The organism is Spelaeicoccus albus (genome assembly GCF_013409065.1).
Lineage (GTDB): Bacteria > Actinomycetota > Actinomycetes > Actinomycetales > Brevibacteriaceae > Spelaeicoccus > Spelaeicoccus albus.
Genome location: NZ_JACBZP010000001.1, coordinates 1843285 through 1855998, shown reverse-complemented (window position 1 = coordinate 1855998; position 12714 = coordinate 1843285). Strand labels below are relative to the sequence as shown.

Annotated in this window: 13 protein-coding genes; 3 read left to right on the top strand and 10 right to left on the bottom strand. The window is 67.4% G+C overall.

Annotated features, from left to right (window positions below; translation table 11 throughout):
* Window positions 1-58 precede the first annotated feature (58 nt).
* Complete coding sequence (locus tag BJY26_RS08545; protein WP_179427370.1) at window positions 59-523, top strand: hypothetical protein; 465 nt, start codon at window positions 59-61, stop codon at window positions 521-523.
* A 51-nt stretch (window positions 524-574) separates the two neighbouring features.
* On the opposite strand, the gene BJY26_RS08540 is transcribed toward BJY26_RS08545, so the two are convergent.
* Genes BJY26_RS08540 through serS form a run of 3 tightly spaced genes read right to left on the bottom strand, consistent with a single transcriptional unit; the run spans window position 575 to window position 3484 of the window.
* Entirely contained in the window at window positions 575-1387 is an 813-nt protein-coding gene (locus BJY26_RS08540) for an HAD family hydrolase (protein ID WP_218852334.1), read from the bottom strand.
* A 1-nt stretch (window position 1388) separates the two neighbouring features.
* Window positions 1389-2216, bottom strand: coding sequence for an HAD family hydrolase (locus BJY26_RS08535; RefSeq protein WP_179427368.1), 828 nt, complete (start codon window positions 2214-2216; stop codon window positions 1389-1391).
* Window positions 2213-3484, bottom strand: a complete 1272-nt coding sequence (gene serS / locus BJY26_RS08530; protein ID WP_179427366.1) for a serine--tRNA ligase — start codon at window positions 3482-3484, stop codon at window positions 2213-2215. The genes BJY26_RS08535 and serS overlap by 4 nt, the downstream gene beginning before the upstream one ends.
* Before the next feature lie 71 nt (window positions 3485-3555).
* On the opposite strand from serS, the gene BJY26_RS08525 reads away from it, so the two are divergent.
* The gene (locus BJY26_RS08525; protein WP_179427364.1) at window positions 3556-4755 is read left to right on the top strand and encodes a diacylglycerol/lipid kinase family protein; all 1200 of its coding nucleotides are present in this window, start codon (window positions 3556-3558) and stop codon (window positions 4753-4755) included.
* A gap of 31 nt (window positions 4756-4786) precedes the next feature.
* Here BJY26_RS08525 and BJY26_RS08520 read toward each other — a convergent pair whose 3' ends face one another.
* The 5 genes from BJY26_RS08520 to BJY26_RS08500 all read right to left on the bottom strand — a co-directional run bounded on the left by BJY26_RS08520 (window position 4787) and on the right by BJY26_RS08500 (window position 10244).
* Entirely contained in the window at window positions 4787-6115 is a 1329-nt protein-coding gene (locus BJY26_RS08520) for an MFS transporter (protein ID WP_218852331.1), read from the bottom strand.
* A gap of 143 nt (window positions 6116-6258) precedes the next feature.
* Entirely contained in the window at window positions 6259-7212 is a 954-nt protein-coding gene (pheA, locus tag BJY26_RS08515) for a prephenate dehydratase (RefSeq protein WP_179427362.1), read from the bottom strand.
* Window positions 7209-7985 (bottom strand): glycosyltransferase family 2 protein, encoded by a 777-nt coding sequence (locus tag BJY26_RS08510; protein WP_179427360.1) that lies wholly within the window; start codon window positions 7983-7985, stop codon window positions 7209-7211. Before BJY26_RS08510 ends, pheA begins: the two co-directional genes overlap by 4 nt.
* Before the next feature lie 28 nt (window positions 7986-8013).
* Window positions 8014-8970 (bottom strand): DUF5926 family protein, encoded by a 957-nt coding sequence (locus BJY26_RS08505; RefSeq protein WP_179427358.1) that lies wholly within the window; start codon window positions 8968-8970, stop codon window positions 8014-8016.
* A gap of 68 nt (window positions 8971-9038) precedes the next feature.
* Complete coding sequence (locus tag BJY26_RS08500) at window positions 9039-10244, bottom strand: ATP-binding protein (RefSeq protein ID WP_179427356.1); 1206 nt, start codon at window positions 10242-10244, stop codon at window positions 9039-9041.
* A 191-nt stretch (window positions 10245-10435) separates the two neighbouring features.
* On the opposite strand from BJY26_RS08500, the gene BJY26_RS08495 reads away from it, so the two are divergent.
* Window positions 10436-10771 (top strand): rhodanese-like domain-containing protein, encoded by a 336-nt coding sequence (locus BJY26_RS08495; RefSeq protein ID WP_179427354.1) that lies wholly within the window; start codon window positions 10436-10438, stop codon window positions 10769-10771.
* Between the two features lies 1 nt (window position 10772).
* On the opposite strand, the gene BJY26_RS08490 is transcribed toward BJY26_RS08495, so the two are convergent.
* Together BJY26_RS08490 and BJY26_RS08485 are read right to left on the bottom strand one after the other, a co-directional pair.
* Window positions 10773-11732 carry a threo-3-hydroxy-L-aspartate ammonia-lyase gene (locus BJY26_RS08490; protein ID WP_218852330.1) on the bottom strand — a complete coding sequence of 320 codons (960 nt, stop codon included), beginning with the start codon at window positions 11730-11732 and terminating at the stop codon, window positions 10773-10775.
* Between the two features lie 108 nt (window positions 11733-11840).
* A complete protein-coding gene (locus BJY26_RS08485; protein WP_179427351.1) occupies window positions 11841-12710 on the bottom strand; it encodes an Fpg/Nei family DNA glycosylase in 870 nt (289 codons plus the stop codon).
* Window positions 12711-12714 lie beyond the last annotated feature (4 nt).

Below are 12714 nucleotides of genomic sequence, written 5' to 3'. Positions count from 1 at the left end.
GACGGGGCGGTAGGACGGCGGGGCGCCGGGCAGCGGCGCAAACACCGGCAGGAGACATATGGCATTATTCGGCAAACGGCGCCGGGACGAGCTCGGGCGTGGAGCGTGGCGGCACGATCACGACCGGTTCGGCCGCGCCGTCGACCGGTTCTATGCCATCGTCGGCGGCATCGACACCGACCGGAAGCCCGACGGCACGTGCGCTTCCCGCGAAGCGCTTGCCGCGTTGACGGGCGACTTGGGTCAGGCGGCGGACCGGGTGCACGGCATCTGTGTGCGGGCCGAGCGGCTTGCACCGACCGATGGAATGGCGTTGCCGGGCGGCGCACCGGAGTTCATGGACGTCCAGCGAAACCTGTCCCGGGCCGCGACTGCCGTGGCGCAAGCCGCCCAGGCAGCGTTCATGGTGCGAGCGGCGCTGCGCACCGGCGAGCCTGCGGACGCCGAGCCGGCCGTGCGCGCCGTCCGCGAGGCTCTGGACCTCGTCGACCGCGCCGAACGGCTGTTGAACACCGGTGATTAGCCGGGCTCGACGTCGCCGTTCCGAACCGACACGCACGCGGAGCGAACGGGGCTAGCCGACGTTTTCGGCAAGCAGCCCTTCGAGCACTTGCGCCACGCCGTCCTCATCGATCGGAGGCGCCAACCCCGGGGCCGCGGAGATCGCTTCGGGGTGGCCGCCGGCCATGGCGTAGCCGCGTCCGGCCCAGCGGAGCATTTCGATGTCGTTGGGCATATCGCCGAACGCGATCGTCTCGTCGGCGGAAAGCCCCAACGTCTTGGCGTACCCGGCCAGCGCGTGCGCCTTGTCGACGCCGAGGGGCGACATCTCCAGCAAGGCCTCGCGCGGGCTCGAATGGGTAGGCGTCACGAGGTCGGTCAACATTTGACGGGCACGGGTGAGGAATTCGTCGCCGTCACCGGTCCAGCGCGCCAGCATCTTCACAATGCGCGGCGAATCGGCAAGCAACTCGTCGATCTGCCCGACGCGGCACTTGACGCCCGGCGGGAAGTTGCGCGAGTAGACCGGGTCGACGCGGTATCCGTCGAGTGTTTCCAGGCCGAACCCGAGTTCGGTGAACTCGCTGCGCAGCCGCTCGGCCACAGCGCGAGCGGCCGCCGCCGGAATCGTTTGCGCCGACACGATTCGCCGGGCTTCCATGTCGTACAGCACGCTGCCGTTCGAACAGATCACCATGCCGGCGTGGCCGATCTGCTCCTCGATGGGCCCCAGCCACCTGGTCGGCCGTCCGGTGACGAACACCAGCGCCATGCCGGCGTCCCGTGCCGAGTGCAGCGCTTCGATCACGCGCGGGCGGATGAGGCCGGACGACGTCAGAATGGTGCCGTCGATGTCGCTGGCTACCAGCCGCACGGGTCCGGGCATATCAGAGATACGGCCCCAGCACGTCGACCAGGCCGTCCTGGTCGATGGTGCCGGTGATCTCCGCGGCCGCCTCCTTGAGGACGTCGGGAGCCTGCCCCATGGCGACGCTGCGGCCGGCCCAACGGATCATCTCCAAATCGTTGGTGCCGTCGCCCGCCGCAAACGTGTGCCCGGCGTCGATCTGCAGCCAATCGCGTACCGTTTCCAGGGCGCTGGCTTTCGACACGCCTTCCGGCGCGATGTCGAGCCACGCCGTCCAGCCCACCGAATAGCTCACCCCGTGCAATCCGCTTGCCTCCACCACGTCGTCGAACTCGGCGGCGGTCTTGGTGGGATCGCGCATCACGATGCGGGTGACGCGCTTGTCCAGCATCTCCTCGAACGGCATCGTGTCAATGGCGCCGGACAGCTCGTTGTTGGGGAAGGCTTGCGTCACCCACCGGTGCAGGTCGCCGTCCTCGATCATGAACCGCGACATCGGGGCGATCTCCCGCAGCCGAAGCAGTGCGGCCCGCGGGTCGAACGTCGTCACCTGCACCGCTTCCCAGCCGGAGTCGTATTCCGGGTCGAGCCTGAGAATCATCGACCCGTTCGCGCACACTGCGTATCCGGACGTCAGCGACAGGCTGTCGAGCACCGGCAGCGTGCCGGCCACCGAACGCCCCGTCGAGATCACTACGTGGTGTCCGGCGCCGGCCACGCCTTGCACGGCATCGCGGACGGCCTCGCTCAACGCTCCGTCGTAGCCGACGAGTGTTCCGTCGACGTCGAGCGCGATCAGATACGCGTCGGCGGCCGGTATTCCGGACTCGTCCACGGCCAGGCTCATGCGGTCGGCTCCAATACGCTCATGCCGCCCAGATACGGCTGCAAGGCGGCCGGCACCTTGACCGATCCGTCGGCTTGTTGGTGGTTTTCCAAAAGGGCAACGAGCCAGCGGGTGTTCGCCATGGTGCCGTTGAGCGTGGCGACCGGTTCGGTGCCGTGCTCGGTGCGTTCGCGGATACCCAACCGGCGGGCTTGGAATGTCGTGCAGTTCGACGTCGACGTCAGCTCGCGGTACGTGTGCTGGCTCGGCACCCACGCCTCGCAGTCGTATTTGCGGGCGGCCGACGACCCGAGATCGCCGGCAGCCGTGTCGATCACGCGGTAGGGCAGTTCGCACTTGGCGAGCATCTGCTCTTGCCAGGCCAGCATGCGCTCGTGTTCGGCGGCGGCGTCCGCGGCATGCACGTAGCTGAACATCTCCACCTTCTGGAACTGATGCACCCGGATGATGCCCTTGGTGTCCTTGCCGTACGACCCGGCTTCGCGCCGATAGCACGACGACCATCCGGCGTACCGGAGCGGCCCCGAGTCCAGGTCAACGATCTCGCCGGAGTGATAGCCGGCCAGCGCCACCTCGGACGTGCCGGTGAGGAACAAGTCGTCGGCCTCCAACCGGTACACCTCGTCGGAATGCTCGCCCAAGAACCCAGTGCCGGCCATCACCTCGGGTTTGACCAGCGTCGGAGTGATCATCGGCACGAATCCGTTGGCGATTGCCTGGTCCAGTGCCATGGTCAGCAGCGCCAGTTCGAGGCGCGCGCCCACACCCAGCAGGTAGTGGAACCGGGCACCAGACACCTTCACGCCGCGTTCGGTGTCGATCGCGTGCAGCTCCGTGCCGATGTCGAGATGGTCGCGCGGGGTGAACCCCTCGGCGTCGAAATCGCGCGGCTCGCCGACCGTCTTCACAACGGCGAAGTTCTCCTCGCCGCCGGACGGCACTCCGACGGCCACCAGATTGGGCAGTTTGAAGAGCAGCCGGTCGAGCGCGTCTTGGGCGTCGTCGGCGTCCGACTGCAACGTCTTGACCTTTTCGCTCATGCCCTTGGCAGCCGCCACGAGGTCCTTCTTCTCGTCGCCGGAGGCCTGCGCCACGCGCTTGCCGAACGATTTCTGCTCGGCGCGCAGGCTCTCGTACTCGGACAGCGTCGTCCGCCGTGCCTTGTCGGCACGCAGTATCGAGTCGACGAGAGAGTCGTCCTCGCCGCGGGCCCGCTGCGAAGCGCGGAATTTGTCGGGGTCGTCGCGCAAGAGTTGAAGATCGATCACCCTCATAGCCTACCGAGAGAGCACCGCCTCATCAGAATCCGCTCAGCCAAGCGGGTTACTGTTGCATCACCATGATTACCGTCCCCCTCGTACTCGTGATCGCCATCGCAGTCGTTGTGGCGATCCTGGGTGTGCTTGCGGGCAGCGTCGTCACGCGTCGCCGACTGGTCGGCCGCGGCGGCCCGACGAGCTTGCGTCGCGCCGTGCATACCGACACGTCGACCATCGAGATCGGCGGAAATCGGACGGGCCGGCGCGCCGCCGTCATCATGAATCCGACGAAGCGCGACGCAAAGCAGCTGCGTGCCACGGTCGAGGCCATCTGCCGGCAAGAGGGCTGGCAGGATCCGCTGTGGCTGGAAACGACGGTCGACGATCCGGGCGGCGGACAGACCCGCGAAGCGCTCGAGGCAGGGGTGGACGTCGTGATCGCCGCCGGCGGGGACGGCACGGTGCGCGTTGTGGCCGAGCAACTGGCGGGTACGGACGTCGCGCTCGGCCTGCTCCCGCTGGGCACCGGGAATCTGTTGGCACGCAATCTTGACGTGACTGTCGACCGGCACGAATGGGCAATTCGCACGGCACTGTGGGGACAGAATCGGCGCATCGACGTCGGCCTGGCCAAGCTGGACGGCGGCACGGGCGAGCCGGGCGGTACGGGCGACCCGGCGCACGTGTTCTTGGTGTTGGCCGGGATCGGATTCGATGCGACGGTCATGGCCGGCACGCGAAGCGACTTGAAGCAGATCGTCGGCTGGTGGGCGTATCTCGAAGCGGGCATGCGCAACCTGGGCGGCCCGCGTACCAAGGTCGAGTTGCGCTTGGACGACGGCGAACCGATGTCCCGCAAGATCCGCACGGTGTTGGGCGGCAATTGCGCCCGTCTGCCCGGCGGTATCGACTTGATGCCCGACGCCAAGATCGACGACGGCATCCTCGACGTCATGGCCGTCTCCCCGCCCGGCTACTTCGGTTGGGTCGGGGTGGCCGCCCGCGTGCTCTTCCGCACGCGGCGCGGCCTGCCGGTGGTCGAGCACTATCAGGGCGCCAAAGTCGTCATTGACGCCGAACAGCCGCTTGACGTGCAACTGGACGGCGACATGATCGGCAGCACCTCGACCCTGACCATGCAGGTCGAACCCGGCGCCTTGTTGGTGCGGGTGCCCACTCCCGAACAACGTCGGCAAATGCGACTCGACATGTGGCCGAACCTGGGCACTCTCGGGCCGCGCCCCGCGCCAAAGAGCACGCCGGCGACGTCCCGGCAATAAGGCGCGGCGCGGCCGGAACCGGGTCGGCGGCTTAGCGCGAGGCGCGGGCCAGCATCGACGACGATTTCGTTTCCGGCAGCCCGAGGATGCACACCAGTGAGATGAGCGCTAGCACGGAGATCATCGCCCCGATCGTCCAACTGGAGAAGTTGGCCGACAGTTCGGTGGCGATCAGCGGCGGCAGTGCTCCGCCGAAGACGCCGCCCAGGCTGTATGACAGGGACGCGCCGGTGTAGCGGTACCGGGTTTCGAACAGCTCCGGCAGGAAGGCGCCCATCGGCCCGAATCCGAGTCCCATCAGCGCCAGACATCCGGCCAATGCCAGCCACATCAGCACGTAGTTGCCGGTGTCGAGCAGCGGGAACGTCGCAAGCCCCCAGACGACGGCGAGTCCGCACGAGATGAGCAGGACGCGTTTGCGGCCGATCCGGTCGGACAGGATCGAGCTGAACACCGTGGCGACGCCGAGCATGACGACCGCGAGCATCACGATGACGAGCATCGTCGACTGTTTCACGCCCAGGGTGGTGGTGGCGTACGCCAGACAGAACGTGGTGGCCGTGTAGAACAGCGTGTACTGGATGATCATGCCGCCGGCACCCAGCAACAGCGCCTTCCACTGATTTTTGACAAGCTCGACGAGCGGGGCTCGCACGATCTCGTGATTGGCGGTGGCTTCCTTGAAGATCGGTGTCTCGGCGATCTTCAACCGCACGTAGAGGCCGACAAGCACCAGGACGAAACTGACGAGGAACGGGATGCGCCAGCCGATCGTGTTGAATGCGTGGTCGGACATGCTCACGCGGCAGGCAAGGAACGTCAGGTTCGCCAGGATGAACCCGATGGCCGGGCCGAGTTGCGGGAACATGGCGTACAGCCCGCGCTTGCCTTCCGGCGCGTGTTCGGTCGCGATCAGCGCGGCTCCGCCCCACTCGCCGCCGAGCCCGATCCCCTGGATGATGCGCAGGACGACGAGCAGGATCGGCGCCCAGAGGCCGATGGTGGCGAACGACGGCAGCAGCCCGACCGCGAACGTGGCGAGCCCCATCATGAGCAACGACACGACGAGGATCTTCTTCCGGCCGATCCGGTCGCCCCAATGACCGAACAGCGCGGCTCCGACCGGCCTGGCCACGAAGGCCACGCCGAACGTGGCGAACGCGGCGAGCGTACCGGCCGCCGGGCTGAGGTCGGGGAAGAACGCCTTGTTGAGCACGAGCGCCGCGGCAAGGCCGTAGGCGTAATAGTCGAAGAATTCAATTGTCGTACCGGCGAAACTCGCCACCGCGATACGGAAGACGGATTCGCGCGGCGGGCCGGACGTCGTGCGATCGTCGGCGGGGATGTTCTGGCTTGTCACGTGGGGACTCCTTCGGACCGATCCGCCGGGCGGCGCCGGTGGGCGGCTGGGGACGGGTGCCCGGGTGACGGGCATCACGCAAAAACGATACGCCCGCGCTCAACGGAATGAGACGGAAGTCTCACACTGTGAAACGTCCGGCGTCAGGACGGCTCGCAGCCGTGCGAGACGGCGTCCAGCCACGCATCCGCCCGGCCGAACGCATCGTCCGTCGTCTGCTCGGTGATGAGCGGACGACGCCCGTCGGCGCGCGGATACGACCCGAGGAACCGGACGCTGCGAGCCGTGCGGTGCACGCCGGACAAGGCTTCGGCGACGCGGGCTTCGCTGATGTGGCCGTCGACGTCGAGCGAGAACTGGTACAGGCCGAGGCCGTCGCCAGTCGGGCGGGATTCGATCCGGGTGAGATTGACGCCGCGGGCCGCGAATTGTTCGAGAAGTTCCAGCAGCGCACCGGGTGCTTCAGTGCGCAGGCCCGCAACTATCGACGTACGGTCGGCGCCGGTGGGCGGCGGCACGGGGCTCGGCTTCGACACCAGAACGAACCGGGTCTCGGCGTCCGCGATGTCGCCGACGTTATCGGCCACCACGTGCAGGCCGTAGCGCCATGCCGCCAATTCGTTGCACACTGCCGCTTCATACGGCGCGCCGACCAGATCGGCGCCGAGGCCGGCCGCCGCGGCAGCCGTCGACGCGGCCTGCAGGTACGTCACGCCCGGCAGCAGTTTGCCGATTGTGCGTCGGGTTTGGGCCTCCGCATGCGGATGGGTGGCGTACGTGCGGATATCGCTCAGCTTCACGCCCGGGCGCGCGGCCAGCACGAACTTGATGGGCACCACGAATTCGCGCATGATCTGCAGCGGCATGTCACTGATCAAGGCATCGAGAGTGGCGCTGACACCGCCCTCGACCGAGTTCTCGATGGGAGCCACGGCCGCCGATACTTCGCCAGTGCGTACCGCTTCGAGCGCTTCGATGACGCCGGGCATCGGTACCCGCTCGGCGTCCGCTGCCTCCGGCAACTGGAGCAGTGCGGACTCCGTGAACGTCGCCGACGGGCCAAGATAGGCATAGCGCGACCGGGTGCCGTCATTCATGAGTTCTCTTTTCCGTGTGTCCGTTTGCTGCCGATTGATTGACGCGGCGCCCGGCGCCGGGCCGACATCCGGCGAACGGCAAGTGCCCGCCAGACGTCCCGATACTGGGCGGCGCGGTGCAGCTGCGCACGCAGGTCGCGTCCGGTCACCCGGTGTTGCAGCGCGCATTCGACTTCGCGCACCCGAAACCCCGCCGACACCAGATCGATCGTCATGGCCGTCTCGACGCCCCATCCGGCGGCAAACGGCTGGGCGGCGTCGTAGGCGGCGCGGGTCAGGCACCGCATTCCCGACAACGGCTGGGTGGCGGTGAAGCCGCTGAGTTCGGCGATGCCGCGCCGGGCCAAGCCGACGACAAGGCCGAACCCGCCGCCGTCCGTGCTCTGGCGTGGAAGGACGGCGATGGTCATGTCGGCCCGGCCGGCCACGACAGGCTCGGTCAACGGGGCTGTTTCGGCTGCCGTGTCGCCCAGATCGGCATCGATGAAGAGCAGAGCGCGCGGCGGCTTGCTGGTGTCCGCCGATGAGATCTCCCGATTGTGCACGGCCAGCGCGCCCGACATCATGGCGGCGGCCTTGCCCTTGTTGCGCGGGTGGGTCAGAACGCCGGCGCCGGCGCCGCGGGCGACCCGGCCCGTGTCGTCGGCGCTGCCGTCATCGACGACTATGACGAGGTCGACTCCGGAAATGGACCGCGCCGAGCGCACCGTGGCGGCAATTGTCGCCGACTCGTCCTTGGCCGGGATGACTACTGCAACATGCTGGTCGTTCACTCGGCCTAGCCTACTTGTCCCCGGTTTTTTAACGCAGGGTCAACTGGCGCGAGACGACTCCGGCGCGGGCGCGGCGCTCTTCCACCGTGAGGTCGGACGGCGCGGCAAGGGCGTCGTCGAGAGCGGCTCCGAACGCTGCGGCCGGTTCTTCGACATCGTCGGCCTGGGTGCCCTGTTGGAGTTCCCACACCGGCACGATCAGTCCATCGGCCCGGAAGCAGCCCAGGTACCGGCTGCCTTCTCCCATGCTGTTCTTGCCGGCGGCGTGCAGTTTGGCGAACGCGTCGAGCAACGGCTCCTCGTCGTGCGCCATCGACCAGCGAAGATACGTGCGCCCGCCGATGACCGTCCAATACGCCGATTCAACTCCCGCAAGACGCTCGGTCGGGGCGACGGCCTCGTTGGCTTGTTCGAGCGACGCCTTGACCTCTTCATCGTGGTCGCCGTCCTCGGGCAGCCAATAGTCGAACGTCTCCTGGACGCGGACCGTCCACGGGTGGGAGGTGTCCAGAATGTCTTGCAGGCGCGGCCCCGGGCCGGGGCGCGATCCGCCGCCCGACTGCGTACCCGCATCGCGGTCCTTGACGTCCAGCAGTGCGGCAGCAGCGTCGCGGGACAGATCGGCCGACGACGCCGCCGTCTGCAAGCCGATGAAGAGTTTGCCGTCGTTGCGTTTCAGCGCCTGCCACGCGCCGGGAAGCAGGGTGGCGATGGTGACTTCCTCGCCGCCGTACTCGTCACGCAGTTTGGCCGTCGCAGTGGCGGCGGGCACGAGCTCGCGCATGGCCACCCAATCGGCTTCGCCGGGAAGCCCTTCATACGGGCGGGGCACCAGGTCGGCCTCTTCGGCATGCACCTTGCGGCCGTGGCACTGCTTGTACCGCTTTCCCGAACCGCACGGGCACGGCTCGCGCATTCCGACGACCGGTAGATCTTCGGCGGCGACGTCGGTGCGCCCGACAGGTTTGCGCGACTTTTTACCCATGGGGCCCAAGCCTACTGGGCGCGCCTTTTGCGGCAAAACGCGCTCGTCCCTCGCCGGGGGTGCAGCGGTTAGCCGGCCGAGCGGAGATAGCGGCCGAAATGCGGAACCGTGAAGGCGATTCGCCCGCGCTCGGCCGAATAGACGAGCCCTTTCTTCAGCAGGCCGTCTCGGGCCGGCGACAGCGATTGCGGCTTGCGCTTCAAATGATCGGCCACCGAGGACGTCGTGACGATCAGGGTGCCGTCCTCGCTATCGTGTTCGAGATCTGCGACGGCGCGCATGTATTCGCGTTCGGCCGGCGTCGCCCGCTCATAGCGGGAACCGAAGAATCCCACGGCGAGTTCGGCCTGGGCCCCGGGCGAGGCGACGCGCACGTCGTCCGCCGTGATGGGCGACTTCGGGGCAACGTCCCATGCACCTTTGCCGTAGGCCTGCACGAAATAGGGGTACCCGTCGGTGGCTTCGTAGAGCGCGTCAAGGGCTTCGATCGTGTAATCGGCGTCTTCGTCGATTGCCGGGGTGCGAAACGCCCGATCGGCTTGTTCCCGGTCCAGACGGTCGATGCGCACGTAGCTGAACAACCGTTCGCTGTACGATTTCGATGCCGAGAGTACTGCCGGTAAATGCGGCAGGCCCGCGCCGACGACGATCAGCGGCAGCCCGAGCTGGCTGAGCTCATGGCACGCGGCACACAGGGCCGACACGTCGTCCGGCCGGAGATCTTGCATCTCGTCGATGAAGATCGCCACGCCGTGCCCCGCGTCCCCGGCCAGGCCGGCGATGTCGGTGAACAACTCGACGAGATCGATCTCGATATCGCCCGTGTCGGCGCGGCCGGTCGTCGCCGGCACATCGATGCCCGGCTGCCATCGATCGCGCAGCTTCGCCGGCGGTTTGCCCGGTTCCTGGCCACTGCGCATGGCGAACGCCTTCAGCGTGCCGAGCACCTGGTCGCGCTGGTCGGCGTCCTTCAGCCCCAGCTCACGGACTGCCAAATGCAGCGCAGCCGACAAGGGACGACGCAGGTCCGTGTCGGGCCTTGCCTCGATTTTTCCGGTGCCCCACCCGCGGCGCACCGCCGTTGACCGCATGCTGTTGAGCAGCACCGTCTTTCCGACTCCGCGCAACCCCGTCAACACGAGCGAGCGTTCGGGTCGGCCGCGGGAAATTCGCTCCAGCACGACGTCGAACGAGCGCAGCTCGCTGTCGCGGCCGGCCAATTCGGGCGGCCGTTGCCCGGCGCCGGGCGCGTAGGGGTTACGGATGGGATCCATGCCTTAACGCTATCGGCGTATTGCCGTTTCTAGCTGCAGCGACATACGTGTGACATCCGTGTACTTCAGCAGTGATTTTGCAGCGGCCGGCTCGCCACGCAGACATTTCCGCCGACTTCGTCCGCGGGCGGCGGGGAGGCGCAGCGGCGACGGCGTGGCCACGCCGGCCGGGCCTGGTTTAGCCTGGAATCATGAGCGATCTACCCAGTATCAGCGCCACCGAGGTTCCGCCCGGAGCGCCGATTGTCGACGTCCGTGAAGACGATGAATGGCAGGCCGGCCACATCAACGGGGCAGTGCACATTCCGCTCGGCCAGTTGATGGAACGATACGGCGAGGTGCCGATGGACGGTGACGACGACGTCGTGGTCGTGTGCCGGTCCGGCGGCCGCTCGGCGCGAGCCGTCCAATGGCTGAACGACAACGGCATCGACGCGGTCAACCTGACCGGCGGGATGGGCTCCTGGTCACTCGACAACGGTCTGCCGATCGTCTCCGACGGCCCGGACGAACCGTACGTGAAATAGCTCAGGCCGGCGCCAGGATGCCGGCGAGCGCTGCCGGATCCACGTTTCCGCCCGAGACGACCACGCCGACCCGTTGACCCGCGAGGTCCAACTGGTTCCCGGACGCTGCGGCAGCGGCCAGCGCGCCCGTCGGCTCGACGACGACGTTCATTCGGGAGGCGAAAAAGCGCACCTGGGCGGCCAGCTCGTCGTCCGACGCCGTCACGACGTCGTCGACCAGGTCGCGAATGATCGGAAACGTCAGTTCACCCAATGCGGTGGTCTGAGCGCCGTCCGCAATCGTCTTCGGCGTCGGGATCGTCACGATGCGCCCCGCCCGGAAACTTTGCCGCCCGTCGTCCCCGGCTTCGGGCTCGACACCGTAAATCCGCGCACCGGGCGACAATTCGCGGGCCGACAGCGCGCTGCCCGACAGCAGCCCTCCCCCGCCGAGCGGCACGACGACGGCGTCCAGCACGCCGACCTCGCCGATGAGCTCGGCAACTGCCGTTCCCTGGCCGGCAATGATGTCGGGATGATCGAACGGAGGGATCATCGTGTAACCGTGCTCGGCCGCAAGCTCGGCGCCGACATCCCTGCGGTCTTGCGAGTACCTGTCGTATTGCACGATTTCGGCGCCGTAGCCGCGCGTGGCCTCGAGTTTGGCGGCGGGGGCGTCAAAGGGCATCACTATTGTCGCCTTGATGCCCAGTATCCGCGCCGCCAGCGCAACCGCTTGTGCGTGATTTCCACTGGAGAAGGCGATGACGCCGCGAGCACGCCGGTCGGCATCGATCCGTGACAACGCGTTGTACGCACCGCGGAACTTGAAGGCGCCGACACGTTGGAAATTCTCCATCTTGAAGAACACCTCGGCACCGGTCAACTCATCGAAAGTGCGCGACGTGAACACGGGTGTGTGGTGCGCGATCCCCGCAATGCGCCGGCGGGCCGCCAGCACGTCGTCATAAGCAAGTGTCATGCGGTCCATAGTGGCACGGCCGGCCCTTCCGCACGACCCCGCTCGTCGAGTGGTGGCGAATGGCTGCGAAATCAGAGATTTCGCAGCCATTCGCCACCACTCGGCGGGTTACTTGAGGAATTTGGATGTGCGCCGGTCGGCAAGGATCTTGCCGCGAGTCTGACACGTCGGGCAATATTGCAGCGCGGAATCGGCAAAGGAGACCTCGCGCACGGTGTCGCCGCACACCGGGCAGGGCTCGCCGGCACGGCCGTGAACGCGCATGCCGGACCTCTTGGCGTCCTTGAGTGCCTTGGCCGGCTTGCCGTCCGCCGCCGCGACCGCGCCGGCCAGTATCTCGTGCATCCGGTCGAACAGGTTCCGGACGGCGTCGGCGTCCAACGTATCGGCCATGGCGAACGGCGAAAGCTTCGCCGCATGCAAAATCTCGTCGCTGTAGGCATTGCCGACGCCGGCGATCAGGTTTTGGTCGCGCAGCACTCCCTTGATCTGCGCGTGCGAGCTGCGCACGAGACCGTCGAATTCGGGCAACGCCATAGCGAGCGGGTCCGGGCCGAGGGCCGCAATGGCGGGTATGTCCCGGGGGTTCCGGACGACGTACACGGCCAGTCGGCGCTTTGTTCCGGCCTCGGTCAGGTCGAACCCGTACGGCTCGCCGCCTTCAATGCTGTCGAGCCGCACGCGCATGGCGATGGGGCCCTTTCCGGGGCGAAGCGGGGTAGCCGGGATCGAGTCGTACCAACGCAACCAGCCGGCCTTTCCCAGGTGAAACACGAGGTGCAGCCCGTCGACGTCGAGGTCGATGAATTTTCCGTGCCGGGCGGCACCCGTGACGCTGAGCCCGGCCAGTGCCGTGACGGGAGGGTCGACCGTCTTCAACGCCGCTATCGACGCCATCGTCACAGTGGCCACGACGCTCCCCACCGCCTCGGCACGTAAGAATCGCGCCAAGCCTTCGACTTCGGGCAGCTCCGGCATCGGC